Origin of the sequence: Providencia zhijiangensis, assembly GCF_030315915.2 — a bacterium.
Taxonomy (GTDB): domain Bacteria; phylum Pseudomonadota; class Gammaproteobacteria; order Enterobacterales; family Enterobacteriaceae; genus Providencia; species Providencia zhijiangensis.
Window position 1 is genome coordinate 2,199,358 of sequence record NZ_CP135990.1, and the last position, 15,623, is coordinate 2,214,980.

A 15,623-nucleotide genomic window follows, 5' to 3' on the forward strand; every position below is an offset into this window, starting at 1 on the left:
TGAATCGAGATCTGCGGCGGATTACACATCCGCAGCAGATCAAATTAAAAACGAAGAAAGGTGAGCGCTTGCCAAAAAAAGACTAAATACAAGCGCGAAAAGACAGTAGAGACGGAAGGTTATTGATTAATATTCTGGTTAAATTGTGCGTAACCGCGTTTTGCCGCAGCGTGATACTGTTGGTTTAGTGGTGCTGTCATCTGCTGTGCTATTGCTGTCATTTCAGGGCCTGCGAGTTCAGGTGAACCGGTACGAAACGGTGGGCGCGGATCATATTCAATTGCCAATTCGACAAGGGAGGCAACTTCTTCCCCACGTAAGGCTTTGAGCACCAACAATGAGGCGTCAAATGAACCGGTTGCGGGTCCTGAGGTATAAATCGAACCATCGATGACAACATCACTGCCCCCTACGGCGATTGCCCCTACGTCTGGTAGCATCGGGACAACATTACTATTGCTGGTTGCCCGCTTACCCCGCAATAACCCTGCCGTTCCTAGCATTAACGAGCCATAGCAAGTACCAATCACCGTTTTTGCGGTATGCCCAACCCGAGCAAAAAACTGAATCACTTCAGGATCTTCAATAACCTCTGGAGGCACCATACCCGTGACTAAAACATCTAAATCATCAGGGCACTCATCGAATGTCATTGTTGGCATCGTTGGCCACCCTGTGTAGCCCTCAAGCAACTCTTTACGCTTCCAGATAAAATAAATTTCAGCGCCCACAATAGTAAAAACGGATTGTGCCCCATTAATGTCCATTGGCATAAATCCTGGGCAAACAAAAATACCCACTTTAAGTAAAGACGATTGTTGCGCCCTCCCCCCTGCAATCAGCGCCTGAATTGACGGTGTCGTCAACCCAGCGTCCGTGCTAATGGCATAATCATATTTATTCATTCTATTATCCTTGGTTATTTAATCATCATTATTATACTAATCGGTAAGATAATATATGATATACAATGAAGTAAACTATTTTTGTACTGAATGGTAATAAAATGGCACAAAAAGGTAGACCACGAAATTATGATAGCCATGAAGCGCTAAATAACATCATGGCGTTATTCTGGCGCAAGGGGTATTCCGCGACTTCACTTGAAGATTTGGTTGACAGCACTGCGATGAAAAAGCCGAGTCTCTACGCCGCTTTTGGAAACAAAGCGCGACTGTATGAATTAGCAATGGCACGGTTTGGTGAAATTGCGCAGGCACATTACGCAGCGGCACTTGCTGCTCAATCGCCAAATGAGCCGTTGTTTGCACGACTTAGTCGTTGGCTACGTGCCACCGTATCCTTGTATAACGGAGTGGATGGTAAGACAGGCTGTATGGTGCTCTCCACTGCCGTAGCAGAAACCGATGACCCACAGGTACAAGCCTTCCTAAAAGACGTTATCCTTGCACAGGAGACGATGCTTATTACTTGTATCGAAAAGGAAAAATCGGCCTTACATGAACCTGAAAATGCGCGATTACTGGTAAAAACGCTTATCGCATTGCTGCATTCAGTATCGCTACGAGCAAGAGCGGGTGAAACGGAAGAGGAATTGTCCACGCTAATTGATGCAGGAGAGATGGTGCTGCGTGCAATGCTAGTTATACCGGAAAACACCCAATCAACGTCATCCCCTTAGAAAACAAAAATGGGTAATGTCGTCAGCAAACTCACTGACTCACATTACCCATTAACATCTTAATTTTAAACGAAAATCACTTCTCTAAATTCTCTTTATATGACGGGAAGCTCATCTCTTTATAACGGATAATCGAGGTTTTCTTCACGATTTTATATCCGAACCAGATAGCCAAGAATAGAGGAATACCGATATAGGTTGCAGTGACGCCCACCCAGTCAATTTTATCTTCTAAGAAAGCTTGATAGTTTTGACCCAGTGTAATCACTAAGCACAGGATAAAGGCGAAAATTGGCCCGATTGGGAAGAAACCTGAGCGATATGGCAAGTCATTAAGATCTCTACCTTGCGCAATATAGCCTCTTCTGAAGCGATAATGGCTGATAGCAATCCCTAACCATGCGATAAATCCAGTCATACCCGATGTATTTAATAACCACAAATACACAGTTTGATTACCAAACATTGAGCTTAAAAAGCACAGACCCGCCACAACCGTAGTTGCCAGCAATGCATAACGTGGTACGCCACCTTTTGACAGGCGAGCAAAGATTTTCGGTGCTTTACCTTCACGAGCCAAGGTATACAGCATACGCGTTGAGGCATACATTCCTGAGTTACCCGCAGAGAGAACCGCGGTTAAGATAACGGCGTTCATCACCGCTGCTGCTGATAATAAACCTGCATTTTCAAATACGAGTGTAAATGGACTCACGCTAATATCTTTTACGTCATTACGCAGTAAACTTGGGTCAGTGTAAGGAATAATTAAGCTGATGATTAAAATCGCAAAGATATAGAACAGCAAAATACGCCAGAACACTTTACGCACCGCACGTGGGATATTTTTCGCTGGGTCTTTTGACTCACCCGCCGCAATACCAATTAATTCAGTACCTTGGAATGAGAACCCTACGATCATCGCCACACCAATCATTGCAGAGAAACCACCTGCAAATGGTGCATCACCAATTTCCCAGTTATGCCAACCTGCGTTTTCTGCACCATTCATAATGCCGAAAATCATCAGCACACCGACGACGATAAAAATAATCACCGTAGTCACTTTGATTAGCGAGAACCAATATTCGGCTTCACCGAAGCCTTTAACGGAAATGTAGTTCAGTAAGAAAATGATTGCTAAGAAGATAGCACTCCAGATCCAGCCTGGGGTATCTGGGAACCAGTAGGTCATCACTAATTGTGCAGCGACAAGGTCAACTGCGATAGTGACAGCCCAGTTGTACCAGTAGTTCCAACCTAGTGCGAAACCAAAGCCTTCATCGACATATTTTGCGCCATAAGTCGCAAAGGAGCCGGAGACTGGCATGTATGCCGCTAATTCACCTAAGCTGGTCATTAAGAAATACACCATTAAACCAATAATGGCGTATGAGAGGAGCGCTCCACCCGGTCCAGCTTGTGCTACTGTGGCACCGGATGCCACAAATAAACCGGTTCCGATGGAGCCGCCAATTGCGATCATCGCGAGGTGGCGAGCTTTTAGTTCTCGACGTAATCTTGGTCCGCCGCTCATCGATGTCGTTGTATGTTGTTCTGCCATCTGTTCCCTGTATTTTATTTTCAGTCAATAACGCGGGGGATTCTAACAAACTCAAACGGCAGAACTAAGCAACTCTTTGCTGTTATAAGATACCTTCATAATCCAGCGATAATTATTAGCAAAACACGTTATGGTGAATAAAACGTCAATGACAATAATCCAGCAGATTCGTTATCGCGTTAGAAAGATGCTTCTGACGGTGATAAATCAGGTATAGCGTACGCTCAAGTTGTAACTCTTCCACTTCAAGCTCCACCAGCGTGCCATTCTCTAACTGCTCGGCAATCACGCGTCGAGATAAACAGCTGATACCCATCCCAAAACGTACCGCATGTTTAATCGCTTCGGAATTACCTAACTCCATCAAAATATGGAAGCCTGGAAGGTGTGCGAATAGCAGTTGGTCTAGTACATCGCGCGTACCAGAACCCCTTTCACGCAAGATCCATGGCGCATCTTTTAACTCTTTTAAAGTCACTTTTTTCTGCGCTAATGGGTTACTTGGTGCTGAAAACACCACTAACTCATCTTTTAACCACGGTTTTGAAATGAGTTCTGGACTATGACAGACCCCTTCAATCAGCCCCACATCCGCCCGAAACTCCATCACACCTTTAATGACTTCCTCAGTATTCCCAATGAATAACTCCAGTGGAATTTCAGGATTATCATGACGATACCCAGCTAAAATTTCAGGCAACATATAGTTACCGATTGTGGTACTTGCCGCCAAACGAACTGCGCCCATCTCTTTTTTGAACAGTTGCTCAACTTCAAATGCTTGTTCTAATAACGCTAATGCCTTTGGGTAAAGTAGGCGCCCATGTTCGTTAGTAACAAGTCGTTTACCTACACGGTCAAAAAGTTGCACGCCTAGCTGCCCTTCCAAGTCAGTCAGTGAAGCGCTCACTGCGGACTGCGATAACGCTAATAATTGCGATGCCTGCGTCGTGGAGCCACTTTTCAATACTTCCGTGAAAACTTCAAGCTGCCTCAGTGTAATACGCATACAGAAAGCTCCAAGATGATTATGTAGTTGTAATAATATTGTTAATATTAATCATTTATTAGCAATATACCAGAAGAAACTCTTAATCTATTTTTTAGATAAATAATACATAAACAATCAATTTAGATTATTGAATTTTTTGTTATATGCTTATTCCAACTTAATCTAAGTCGTCATAAAGAGTGTAGTCATGGATAAAACTGGAACCAAAGCAATCACACAAAATAATTCATTCCCTATTCTAAAACTTGTTCCGGGGATCATTTTAGCGGGAATTTTAACAGCCATTGCCATATACCTTGGGGAACAGTCATGGTTTATGGATATTGGGCTGGGCGCTCTCACTCTGGCTATTCTTCTTGGTATTTGTGTGGGAAATACCGTTTACCCTGCTATTAGTACAAGTAGCGATGCAGGGATCAAATTTGCTAAGCACTATTTTTTACGTGCCGGTATTATTCTGTATGGATTTCGCCTTACTTTTCAGCAAATTACCGACGTGGGAGCCACAGGACTGATTATTGATGCCCTGACATTAACCTCCACTTTTTTCTTAGCTTACTGGCTTGGTAAAAAAGTATTCAAACTTGATGATGAAACCACCATGTTAATCGGTGCAGGTAGCAGTATTTGTGGTGCCGCCGCTGTAATGGCAACCGAGCCAGTGGTTAAAGCGTCTGCAAGTAAAGTCGCTGTTGCCGTTTCAACCGTGGTGATCTTCGGTACCATCGGTATTTTTGTCTACCCATGGTTATATCAGTTAAATGCACATTTCGGCTGGATCCCTGCAACTCAAGAAACGTTTGGGATTTATATCGGTTCAACCGTTCATGAAGTCGCCCAAGTGGTTGCCGCAGGTCATACTATTGGTCCAGATGCAGAAAATGCTTCTGTGATAGCAAAAATGTTGCGTGTCATGATGCTGGCACCGTTTTTAATTATCTTGTCTGCATTTATTAGTCGTAAAAATGCGGCCAGCACACAAGAAGGCGCTCAGAAAAGTAAAATTACGATCCCTTGGTTTGCCGTGATTTTTATTTTGGTCGCCGCGTTTAACTCATTCAACTTATTACCTGAACAACTGGTTAAACAAATTATTACGTTAGATACCATCTTATTAGCGATGGCGATGGTGGCATTAGGGTTGACAACGCATGTCAGTGCGATTCGACAAGCGGGGATCAAACCTTTACTGATGGCAGCTATCTTGTTCGCTTGGTTAATTTTTGGCGGTATTGTGATTAACGTTGTTATCCAGTCGGTGTTTTAACCCTCATTTTCTATTTGCTAAGTTTGTCTCCTTTTTTGAGCACCTCCGATTGCCGCTTTTCATAAGCGGCATTTTTTTATTGGTTTCATTTCTTTAATTATTAATGGCATACTCCTGAAAAAAGGAGTCAATCATGAAATATGTTGGAGCACATGTCAGCGCCTCTGGCGGCGTTGACCAAGCAGTGATTCGCGCCCATGAAATTGGAGCCACCGCATTTGCTTTATTTACCAAAAATCAGCGTCAATGGAAAGCCGCCCCCCTTAGCGACGAAGTCATTAAAAGCTTCAAACAAAACTGCGCTAAATACGGTTATGGGAAACACCAAATTTTACCCCACGACAGTTATCTCATTAATTTGGGACACCCTGAATTTGAAGCATTAGAGAAATCTCGCGTCGCTTTTATTGATGAAATGCAGCGTTGCATGCAATTGGGGATTGACCTGCTGAACTTCCATCCCGGCAGCCACCTTAAACAAATTGACGTTGATGATTGCCTAGCCCGCATTGCAGAATCGATCAATATCGCCTTAGAAGAAACTGAAGGCGTTATCGCCGTCATTGAAAATACCGCAGGACAAGGAACAAACCTTGGTTTTGATTTTACGCATTTAGCTAAAATCATCGAACGCGTGAAAGATCAAAGCCGTGTTGGGGTTTGTATAGATACTTGTCATGCCTTTGCAGCTGGTTATGACTTACGTACAGCGGAAGATTGCGAGAAAACATTCCAACAATTTTCTGACATTGTGGGCTTTGAATTCTTAAAAGGTATGCATCTTAATGATGCGAAAAGTGAATTTGCCAGTCGTGTTGACCGCCATCATAGCTTAGGTGAAGGCAATATTGGTTATGCGCCATTTAGCTATATTATGAAAGACCCGCGTTTTGATGGCATTCCTCTGATTTTAGAGACCATCAATCCCGATATTTGGCCACAAGAAATTGCATGGTTAAAATCGCAACAAAATAGCTAACGCTTTCAGTAAATAAGACTGCTAATAAACTAAACGCATAGCAAACAAAAAGGCGGCCTTCTATAAGCCGCCTTCCCAATGAAATAATCGTAAAATAGTTACAATGATTTCATCTCAATTTTTGCCATCATATCGGCCAGTTTATTACGGTTTTTCAAACCCACATCCGGTTGAGAAACCGATAACGCAGAAATTGCAGTCGCCATACGGAGTGTATGTTCGCTAGTCTCACCATTTAATAAGCCGTAAGCTAACCCGGCAACCATTGAATCGCCAGCGCCTACCGTACTGACAACCTCACATTGAGGCGGTTTCGCTAACCAAGAGCCTGAAGCATTTACCCAAAGAGCGCCTTCTTCACCGAGGGAAATAACCACGTGAGAAATGCCTTTATCGCGCAATTCATGCGCCGCAGCAATAACATCTTTTAAATCCGGTAATTTGCGCCCTACCCATGTTTCTAGCTCTTGACGATTAGGTTTAACTAACCATGGTGATGCTTTCAGACCCGCTTTTAATGCTTCGCGGCTGCTATCAAAGATAATACAAGGGCATAACTGACGCAGGCGAGTCATCCAACGTGTGAACTCTTCAGGTTCAATCCCGTTAGGTAAACTTCCACTGACCACCACCATGTCAAAATGACCAAGCCAATTAAGGGATTCCGTGGAAAAACGGTTCCAATCTTCTTTACTGACATCAAAACCAGAGAAATTAAAGTCTGTCGACTCACCGTTATTTTCTGTGAGCTTAACGTTAATGCGTGTACGACCTGGCACCATGCTAAAACGGTTTGCCATGCCATTTTCACTAAAGAAGTGTTGGAATTCTTCTTGGTTGTCCTTACCCATAAAGCCGCTAACAGTGATATCAATACCAAGGTCACGCAGGACTTTCCCCACATTGACCCCTTTACCTCCAGCATTGAGACTAGCGGTCTTAACTAAATTGACTTCACCGACTTCGATGGAAGGGCATAGCCCCACAAGGTCATAAGCAGGATTTAATGTAATTGTAGCAACCCGGCGAGTCATAACCACTTATCTCCCTTATCATTATTGTCTTCGTGCAGACAGTCTTATCACAAGATTTTCAGGGCATAGTTATAACATTAATAACTGTTGGTTTCAGTGATATTTGTATTTTTTCCTGATTGTAATTTGAAAGTAACGTGGCAAAATTCCTTTCTTTATAAAAATAAGAAGAAGGAAAAATAATGTCGGGTCCTCAATACGTTGTTGTTGGTGTCGGTGTGCTGATTACGAACGGCCAAGGGCAAATTCTACTGGGTAAACGTAGCAGCCAACATGCACCTTACTGGTCTATTTTCGGAGGCCACGTTGACCCTGGAGAATCTTTCGAAGCCTGCGCAATCCGTGAAATAAAAGAAGAGATTGGTATTGATATCGATACCCCAACTGTATTTGGTCTCAGCAATAATATCGAAACGTTCCGACAAGAAGGTAAACATACGGTTTCTATCTGTATGCATGTGGAATATAACGGGAAAGTTGCCCCGCAGATCATGGAAGCGGATAAATGCGAAAGCCTGTTGTGGATCTCCCCAACTGACCCATTACCTGAACCTCATTTTGAAGCTAGCCGTAATGCGATCGAATTATGGCTCAGTAAACGTTTCTATCAGCCGCATATCTAAACCCAATATGCACAAACATCACACTGCTTGTGCATATAATAACCACTCTTAACTATTTTTTATTTTATTATCTTTTAGATGTTTACATTATTTCCGACCTAATGTATCGTTCAGCTAGTACAGTGAAACAATCATTCAGGAGTCATCATGGAAGCCGATGTAACAAAACCACCAAAGCGCCCCTCTATTTTAGGCGGCTCAATGATCATAGCCGGTACCGCAGTCGGTGCAGGTATGTTTTCTATTCCGATGGTGACGTCAGGTGTTTGGTTTTCCGGTTCAGTTGTCTTACTGATCTACACATTTATCTGTATGTTGTTATCAGGATTAATGATTTTAGAAGCCAATATGAATTACCCAGCAGGTGCTAGTTTTCATACCATGGTGAAGGATTTATTAGGTTCTGGCTGGAATACCATTAACACTCTCTCCATCACGTTTGTGTTGTATATTTTAACCTATGCCTATATTTCGGCGGGTAGCTCGATCATCACCGAGAACATTTCAAAATATGTTCAAGTTCCGCAAGCGCTTTCTGGCTTTGTTTTTGCGGTGGTTATCGCGTTTTTTGTTTGGTTATCTACCCGTGCAGTTGATAGGTTAAGTACGATTTTAATTGGCGGGATGGTGATCACATTTGTGATGTCCATCGGCGGCATGGTCACTACCGCCTCACCGTTGATTCTTTTCAACCAATATGAAAATAGTCAAAGTGAATATTTACCTTATGCATTAGCTGCGTTGCCTTATTTACTGACCTCTTTTGGTTATCACGGTAACGTACCGGGATTAGTGAAGTACTACAATAAAGACAGCCGTAGTGTCATGTTGAGCTTAGTGTACGGCGCAGGAATTACGGTCACTATCTACATCTTATGGCAGTATGCTATCCAAGGTAATATTCCACGTTCGTCCTTTATTGCGATCAGAGAAAATGGTAACAATATTGGCGCGTTACTGAATCAAATGAATATTTCTGCACAGAGTAGCTTTATTTCGCAATTTTTAACGCTGTTCTCTTATATGGCATTAGCAAGCTCGTTTTTAGGCGTATCCCTCGGCTTATTTGATTTTATCGCGGACTTCTTTAAATTTAACGATAGCCATCAAGGGCGTTTTAAATCAGTCATTATTACTTTCTTACCGCCAACGGTTTTAGGTTTAGCGTTCCCTGACGGCTTTATTTATGCTATCGGTTTTGCAGGACTCGCAGCAACTATTTGGGCGGTCATTGTCCCTGCCATGATGGCAAGAGCAAGCCGTAAGCGTTTTCCTAATAATAGCTATCGAACACCCGGCGGAAGCTTTGTGATTGGGTTCGTCATCTTATTTGGTTTGATTAACGCAGCCGCACATATTTTGTCTCTGCTAGGTTTATTACCTGTCTATTAAGTTATTCAAAGACAATCATTGGTTAAAAAGAGATCCCTAGCGTGAAAACTAGGGATTTTTTTGATGTTAACATCTTGCCTAATCCCTTATCTGCGAGTAATTTTGTCGAACTCTTTTTGACAATAACAAAGAAGGTTATTTATGGCCAAGGCCAACGAAATCAAACGTGGTTTTGCAATAAACTACAACGGGAAATTACTGCTGGTTAAAGACATTGATATCCAATCCCCAAGCGCTCGTGGCGCAAGTACACTGTATAAAATGCGCTTTACCGATATCAAAACTGGCCAAAAAGTTGAAGAGCGCTTCAAAGGTGATGATATTTTAGACACAATTTCACTCACTCGCCGTGCCGTAAGCTTCTCTTATATTGATGGTGATGAGTATGTGTTCATGGACAATGAAGACTATACCCCATATATCTTTAAAAAATCTGATATTGAAGAAGAGCTGTTATTTATTCCTGAAGAAGGTTTACCAGGAATGCAGGTTTTAACAATGGATGGGCAAGTTCTAGCTCTTGAATTACCACAAACTGTCGATATGGTGATTGCTGAAACAACACCAGGAATTAAAGGCGCTTCTGCGAGTGCTCGTACTAAACCTGCAACAATGCCGACAGGCTTAACCGTTCAAGTTCCCGAATATATAACTACCGGTGAAAAAATCCGTATTCATATTCCTGAACGCCGTTATATGGGCCGTTGTGATTAATTATTTCGCCCTATTTTCTCAATAAGAAAATAAGCTTACATTACCTATGGGCATTCCGCCCATAGGCATCATTATAAATAAACATCACCAATTCATCCTAGAATAGCATTCCATTTAATATTCAAAAATTAATATAAATATGACAATTTAGTTATTAGTCATAAATAACCGTGTAAACTCCTATTTTATTTTCCTTGTTAATCCATTTAAATGTTTGAGTTCCTTTTTGATTTGGAAGCGTAGTCCCTTTTTCACTCAATTTATTAAACTTTACTGAGGTCGTTTTAACGACACCATCATCATTCCAGCATTTTGTATCAATGCTCTGCTCAATACTCGTGATAACACAAGGTGATGCGACAATTGCGCCAACAAAGTGGATTGTGCCTGATGAAACGGGTTTTGCTTCGCTGTGCGTAGACGCCTTAGCGTGCATACCGAATGTTAATGCCATTAAAGAAAATACTGCTAATGTTATTTTTTTTACTGAGTGATCCACAAGAATTTCTCCGCTTAAAATTAAGTTATCGTCAATTACTAAAATTTATTTACATCTAATTGATGCATTACTTAATAAATTTCGGATATAAGCTTAATTTGCGGAGGGGAATAGTTATTTCATTTATGGCCGCTATTTTTTATTTTTAAATAACCCCAAAGGATAGGCACGACCTTTAACTCCTTTAATTTAACTTAGATGCAATAAATCCCATTGAAACTGATTTCATTTATATAACAAATCACTCTGTGTTTTATTAAAATCAGTCATCTACTCCAACAATCAAATTTGATATTTATTAATCAGAACGGCTATAAACAACTCTCTATATAAATTCATTTTCTTAGTGAAAATTTAATCTATTTAATTCCTTTCACTTATTAAAAGCGTAAAACTTCATAACACCTAATGGTGAACATAGCTGTTTAGCTCACTTAACTTGAAGACTAATGCATAAAAAACACACGATAATGTAGTAAGAATATCCGCAACATATAGCTATCGGATACAGCCAATTGCTTTTACATTTAGGTGACAAACAATATAAATTTAAACTTCTTTACAATTCAGATTGAAATTTAAAAAATCCCCACTGTTTTTATAAAGATATTAGATAATAAACGTGACTATGATCATATTTTCTTTGAGAACGGTCTCTGTAAGGGCGCAAAAAAACTGGATTATTCGCATTCTGAAGGCAAGTTAATGATGGATCTCTCGTTTTATATAATGTTTTGTAAATTATCCCCCTATTAACTCGCCATTTCAGCTTTGTTTATGTATATTCTTTATGTTTGGTTAAAGAACTCAATATTCATCGGCCAAATATATAAAATAAGTACGATTTTTAGCAGCTTCTGATTATCTTTTTATAATCAACAGGTGTTAGAGCACAAGACAGCTGCTAATTTAGAGCATAATTTGTTCGATACATAAACACTTTCTGCGAAAAATACACTCAGTCGTTATAATGCGTTTTTCACAGGGATCAGTTTAAGTGTGTTGTGTAGTTTCCACACAGCAATAAATAAAATGGCAAGGGATATTTTATTAATGTTAACTTCTGAAAAATTTAAGCGCTATGTCTGGCGCATTGTTCCGGCAGTCGCAATTGCCGTAACGCTTTCAGCATGTACGGCACCGAAAACATCGAAGAATGGTCAAACTACCGCAAGATCTTCAGATGTTCGCATGTTAAACGCAACATCGAATGACTCACTCGCAATGGCATCTCAAGATGAATTCGAAGATTTAGTCAGAAGTGTTGATACCAAATCCAAAATCATGGATCAATATGCAAGCTGGAAAGGCGTTAGCTACCGTCTAGGTGGAACCACTAAAAGTGGTATTGACTGTTCTAGCTTTGTACAACGTACTTTCCTCGAGCAATTTGGCGTGCAATTACCACGTACTACCTCTGAACAAGAATCTTCAGGTAAAAGTGTAAAACGCAACAATTTAAGAGCGGGTGACTTAGTTCTGTTTAAAACAGGTCGCACGATGAAGCATGTAGGGATTTATATCGGGGACAATAAATTTGTTCACGCCTCTACAAGTAATGGCGTTATCGTTTCTGAAATGACTAACGATTATTGGAGCAAGCGTTATTACGCAAGCCGCCGTGTGGTTAATGGTTCCTAAAACCCAGAAACATTAATGCAGTAATATATAGATACCTTGCCAATAAAAAAGCTTCCAGGCTCTAAACCGGAAGCTTTTTTATTGGGTCGAATATCATAAAGACGACCTTAATATTAAATAGTCTCAATGCCATTAGGCACAATAGAAACCAGAAGCCATTTCTGCGATAGCAACACCCGATGCTTTTAAACGGCACATTGCTGTTAGCTCATCACTCGCTCGGATAAATAAGCACATCTCTTTTTGCCATTCTAAAATGGCGTTATCGATCTGCATTTCCGATAACGATTCAGACAAATGCTTCATTGCAATACAATCTGTTGCACAGTCGTGGCTCAGCAATTTTAGCCCCACTAGCTTATCGCTATTAATATCATTCATAGGCACAACCTCAACATCCGTACCTATTTTTCCCGATAACCAGCGATAGCTTTGCGGCAGCCTGTGCACCACCGAAAGACCTAATTTTTCCACAAAAATTTCCTATTAAAATATGTCATCATTTTGCCAAGTAAATTGACTAGCTAAATCGCCATTTAATTTACATTTCACTCAATGAATATCGATTCTTTTAGATACTGAAACTCCCCCAAGAGACAACGTCCCTCTTCCTTGTACCTCTCTCTATATTAGAGAGCGAATAGAGCTACATAAGTCTTAAAGAAATCCTCGTTCAAACCGAACTTTTAACCCAACCAAAAAGTAACGTGAATGTTAAAAGCAAGAACTTAAATATAACATTAAAAAAGTAGCATGTCGTTAAATTTTTGTGACACACATCATTGCATACGAATTTTTTTGACAAAAAAGTTAATTTTTAAACAAATTTTGAGAATAATCTTCAAAACAAACCATAATAAATCAATTTATTTTTTACATTATTACTCAAATGCATTAACAATTATCTATTTTTTAAGCTCATGTAACCTTATTTCGGATCATTAGAAAGTGAGCCCTACCTTTCATTGAAAACAGAAATTTAACAAATATTCGACTTAAGATAATTGATATGGATCATTTCTTGATAAATACTTTAATTACCTTGCGTAATTAGTCAGTTTTATCGATGTATTATACAGGTTAATCTATGGGTATTATGAATAGTGCATTAGTGAGATAAATCAGAATGATATAAATAAAGGAATGGAACTAATCAGTTTGTCAGTTTCATCCTTGAAACTGATTCAATTAGAGATGCTATTTTGCGCGTTTCGCTAAAAGCACAAATAACATGGAGAGTGCCACACAGCCTACCATCGAACCTACCATCGGCCAGGCATTTTTAGCAGGGATCATTGATAACAACGTTCCCACCAATGCACCAATAGAAAAACGAATTGTGCCTGCAAGAGAAGAAACTGTTCCTGCAATATGAGGGTAATTATCGAGGATCACTGCCATCGAGTTTGAGGTGATCATGGCAATCCCACTCACATAAATCGCGACGCCAATCACCAATGTCCAGAAATCCATACCCAATGCTGTCGTCGTTAATAGCCATATTCCCATAACGAACTGAACAATAATCCCAAAATATAACATTCGCTCAGCGCCAAATTGCCTTACAAATTTGCCGTTAATCGTCGTCATAATGAATAAGAAGACAATATTAATGCCAAAGTAATAGCCAAAATGTTGAGGCGATACCCCATTAAGGTCGATATAGACAAATGACCCTGCATTTAAGAAAGAAAACATACCGGAAAACGAGAATGAGCTAGCCAAAATATAGAACAACACTTGGCGGGCTCTGAATAACGTCGCAAACTGGCGTAATGTGGTTCCGATATGGAATTTTTGTCGCCTTTCAACCGGTAGCGTTTCTCGGATAAATAAACTAACCAGCACCACAGCGATGACAGCCGCAATCGCAATGCTCCAGAAAATGGCATGCCATGAGAACCAGCGCATCATTTCGCCGCCCATGATAGGTGCCATCAACGGTGCAATAGTCATCACTAACACGACAAAAGACATACTTCTGGAAAATTCATCTTTAGTAAACATGTCACGCATCAAGGCGTTGATCACGACGCTGGCTGCGGCTGCCGCAAATCCATGAAGGAAACGCAGCCAGATAAATGTATCGATAGATTCTGCAACAGCACAAGCCGCAGAGGCTAGTGCAAAGACAATCACCCCACCTAAAATGACGGGTTTGCGTCCTAAACTATCCGCCATCGGACCATAAAAAAGCTGACCAATTGCAAAACCAAAAATGTAGCTGTTCAGGGTCATCTGAATGCGCCCTTCATCTACATTAAAGTAACCTGTCATTGCAGGGAAACTCGGTAAATACATATCAATCGCTAATGGCATTAGCATTGATAGCAAACCTAAAATTAAAATCAGCCCCAAATAGGATGAACGCTGTTGTTGCACTTATTAACTCCTGCTATGACATCATTAACGGGGAACCGTAATACTCTCAATCTCTGCTTCCGTCAGTGGACGGTATTCACCCGGCTCTAGCTGCTCATCTAAACGAATTTCCCCGACTCGCTCACGATGCAAACCACACACATGATTTCCGACTGCCGCAAACATTCGTTTAACTTGATGATAGCGCCCTTCACTGATTGTCAGTCGGACATCACGTGGAGAGATAATTTCCAGCTGCGCAGGTTTCGTGAGTGATTTTTCACCATTTAACATGACGCCTTGTTCAAACTGTACCGCGACATCATCCGCGATATCTTCACTCAGTTGAACTCGGTAAGTTTTCTCACAATGATGTTTTGGCGAGGTGATGCGATGAGACCACTGACCATCATCCGTTAATAACACTAACCCAGTCGTATCAATATCTAAGCGACCTGCTGCATGCAGTTTTTGGGCGACGGGCTCATCAATAAAATAGAGAATTGTCGGGTGCGTGGGGTCATCAGTTGAGCAAACATAGCCTTCCGGCTTATTGAGCATAAAATAGCGAGGCCCCGTAACTTGCACTAACACATTGCCATCATAGGCAACTTCATTATCAAGACCCACCTGCATCGAACCTGATTTTACTACTTCATCGTCAACCATGACATTACCGGCACGCAGCTCACGCGCCACCAAACTCCGGCTTATCCCAAGTTGCTGGGACAAAAATTTATCCAGTCGCATAGATTCTCTTAACTTGATGGAATGTCAGCGAGAGGTACAATAGCACCGCGCTGTCATAAGATAGAAAGATGGATTGCTGTGATTACTATCACATAATTTATTATACCAATAACCTGTTACAAGTGATAGCACAGCAAAGGGAACG

Annotated in this window: 15 protein-coding genes; 7 read left to right on the top strand and 8 right to left on the bottom strand. The window is 41.0% G+C overall.

The features are described from left to right. Positions 1 to 119: 119 nt before the first annotated feature. Positions 120 to 905, bottom strand: coding sequence for a DJ-1/PfpI family protein (locus QS795_RS10130; RefSeq protein ID WP_286270445.1), 786 nt, complete (start codon positions 903 to 905; stop codon positions 120 to 122). 101 nt (positions 906 to 1,006) lie between these two features. Between QS795_RS10130 and QS795_RS10135 the strand changes: the two genes are divergently transcribed. Then, positions 1,007 to 1,642 (top strand): TetR/AcrR family transcriptional regulator, encoded by a 636-nt coding sequence (locus tag QS795_RS10135; RefSeq protein WP_286270447.1) that lies wholly within the window; start codon positions 1,007 to 1,009, stop codon positions 1,640 to 1,642. Positions 1,643 to 1,718: 76 nt separating this feature from the next. Here QS795_RS10135 and QS795_RS10140 read toward each other — a convergent pair whose 3' ends face one another. Beyond that, positions 1,719 to 3,206 (bottom strand): amino acid permease, encoded by a 1,488-nt coding sequence (locus QS795_RS10140; RefSeq protein WP_154603563.1) that lies wholly within the window; start codon positions 3,204 to 3,206, stop codon positions 1,719 to 1,721. Positions 3,207 to 3,351: 145 nt separating this feature from the next. Continuing rightward, a complete protein-coding gene (gene yieE / locus QS795_RS10145) occupies positions 3,352 to 4,215 on the bottom strand; it encodes a DNA-binding transcriptional regulator YeiE (RefSeq protein WP_154603562.1) in 864 nt (287 codons plus the stop codon). A 190-nt stretch (positions 4,216 to 4,405) separates the two neighbouring features. On the opposite strand from yieE, the gene QS795_RS10150 reads away from it, so the two are divergent. Then, entirely contained in the window at positions 4,406 to 5,485 is a 1,080-nt protein-coding gene (locus QS795_RS10150) for a YeiH family protein (RefSeq protein WP_036953023.1), read from the top strand. Positions 5,486 to 5,618: 133 nt separating this feature from the next. After that, positions 5,619 to 6,464, top strand: a complete 846-nt coding sequence (gene nfo / locus QS795_RS10155; protein WP_154603561.1) for a deoxyribonuclease IV — start codon at positions 5,619 to 5,621, stop codon at positions 6,462 to 6,464. A gap of 98 nt (positions 6,465 to 6,562) precedes the next feature. Here the strand turns inward: nfo and fruK are convergent, their stop codons facing one another. Beyond that, positions 6,563 to 7,498 carry a 1-phosphofructokinase gene (gene fruK / locus QS795_RS10160; RefSeq protein WP_036953017.1) on the bottom strand — a complete coding sequence of 312 codons (936 nt, stop codon included), beginning with the start codon at positions 7,496 to 7,498 and terminating at the stop codon, positions 6,563 to 6,565. 182 nt (positions 7,499 to 7,680) lie between these two features. Here fruK and QS795_RS10165 point away from each other — a divergent pair, with 182 nt between their 5' ends. The 3 genes from QS795_RS10165 (at position 7,681) to yeiP (ending at position 10,227) form a co-directional block, all read left to right on the top strand. Next, a complete protein-coding gene (locus QS795_RS10165; protein WP_154639305.1) occupies positions 7,681 to 8,121 on the top strand; it encodes a nucleotide triphosphate diphosphatase NUDT15 in 441 nt (146 codons plus the stop codon). 147 nt (positions 8,122 to 8,268) lie between these two features. Then, on the top strand, positions 8,269 to 9,513 hold the full coding sequence (gene mtr / locus QS795_RS10170) for a tryptophan permease (protein ID WP_154639304.1): 1,245 nt from the start codon (positions 8,269 to 8,271) through the stop codon (positions 9,511 to 9,513). Between the two features lie 141 nt (positions 9,514 to 9,654). Further along, positions 9,655 to 10,227: an elongation factor P-like protein YeiP gene (yeiP, locus tag QS795_RS10175; RefSeq protein WP_154603558.1), complete on the top strand. Its 573-nt coding sequence runs from the start codon at positions 9,655 to 9,657 to the stop codon at positions 10,225 to 10,227. Between the two features lie 154 nt (positions 10,228 to 10,381). Here the strand turns inward: yeiP and QS795_RS10180 are convergent, their stop codons facing one another. Then, complete coding sequence (locus QS795_RS10180; RefSeq protein ID WP_286270458.1) at positions 10,382 to 10,726, bottom strand: hypothetical protein; 345 nt, start codon at positions 10,724 to 10,726, stop codon at positions 10,382 to 10,384. A 1,053-nt stretch (positions 10,727 to 11,779) separates the two neighbouring features. Between QS795_RS10180 and mepS the strand changes: the two genes are divergently transcribed. Beyond that, the gene (gene mepS, locus QS795_RS10185; RefSeq protein WP_154603557.1) at positions 11,780 to 12,367 is read left to right on the top strand and encodes a bifunctional murein DD-endopeptidase/murein LD-carboxypeptidase; all 588 of its coding nucleotides are present in this window, start codon (positions 11,780 to 11,782) and stop codon (positions 12,365 to 12,367) included. 132 nt (positions 12,368 to 12,499) lie between these two features. Here the strand turns inward: mepS and QS795_RS10190 are convergent, their stop codons facing one another. The 3 genes from QS795_RS10190 to rsuA all read right to left on the bottom strand — a co-directional run bounded on the left by QS795_RS10190 (position 12,500) and on the right by rsuA (position 15,478). Then, on the bottom strand, positions 12,500 to 12,841 hold the full coding sequence (locus QS795_RS10190; protein ID WP_181477266.1) for a YejG family protein: 342 nt from the start codon (positions 12,839 to 12,841) through the stop codon (positions 12,500 to 12,502). Positions 12,842 to 13,564: 723 nt separating this feature from the next. Then, positions 13,565 to 14,749, bottom strand: a complete 1,185-nt coding sequence (locus QS795_RS10195; RefSeq protein WP_036953002.1) for a Bcr/CflA family multidrug efflux MFS transporter — start codon at positions 14,747 to 14,749, stop codon at positions 13,565 to 13,567. Positions 14,750 to 14,773: 24 nt separating this feature from the next. Beyond that, positions 14,774 to 15,478 carry a 16S rRNA pseudouridine(516) synthase RsuA gene (gene rsuA / locus QS795_RS10200; protein ID WP_154603556.1) on the bottom strand — a complete coding sequence of 235 codons (705 nt, stop codon included), beginning with the start codon at positions 15,476 to 15,478 and terminating at the stop codon, positions 14,774 to 14,776. Positions 15,479 to 15,623 lie beyond the last annotated feature (145 nt).

Excerpts from the sequence above, each read along its gene's own strand:
- QS795_RS10140 (WP_154603563.1), bottom strand. The coding sequence starts at position 3,206 with ATGGCAGAACAACATACAACGACATCGATGAGCGGCGGACCAAGATTA.
- QS795_RS10150 (WP_036953023.1), top strand. The coding sequence starts at position 4,406 with ATGGATAAAACTGGAACCAAAGCAATCACACAAAATAATTCATTCCCT.
- rsuA (WP_154603556.1), bottom strand. The coding sequence starts at position 15,478 with ATGCGACTGGATAAATTTTTGTCCCAGCAACTTGGGATAAGCCGGAGT.
- yieE (WP_154603562.1), bottom strand. The coding sequence starts at position 4,215 with ATGCGTATTACACTGAGGCAGCTTGAAGTTTTCACGGAAGTATTGAAA.
- QS795_RS10165 (WP_154639305.1), top strand. The coding sequence starts at position 7,681 with ATGTCGGGTCCTCAATACGTTGTTGTTGGTGTCGGTGTGCTGATTACG.
- yeiP (WP_154603558.1), top strand. The coding sequence starts at position 9,655 with ATGGCCAAGGCCAACGAAATCAAACGTGGTTTTGCAATAAACTACAAC.
- mtr (WP_154639304.1), top strand. The coding sequence starts at position 8,269 with ATGGAAGCCGATGTAACAAAACCACCAAAGCGCCCCTCTATTTTAGGC.
- mepS (WP_154603557.1), top strand. The coding sequence starts at position 11,780 with ATGTTAACTTCTGAAAAATTTAAGCGCTATGTCTGGCGCATTGTTCCG.
- nfo (WP_154603561.1), top strand. The coding sequence starts at position 5,619 with ATGAAATATGTTGGAGCACATGTCAGCGCCTCTGGCGGCGTTGACCAA.
- fruK (WP_036953017.1), bottom strand. The coding sequence starts at position 7,498 with ATGACTCGCCGGGTTGCTACAATTACATTAAATCCTGCTTATGACCTT.
- QS795_RS10130 (WP_286270445.1), bottom strand. The coding sequence starts at position 905 with ATGAATAAATATGATTATGCCATTAGCACGGACGCTGGGTTGACGACA.
- QS795_RS10135 (WP_286270447.1), top strand. The coding sequence starts at position 1,007 with ATGGCACAAAAAGGTAGACCACGAAATTATGATAGCCATGAAGCGCTA.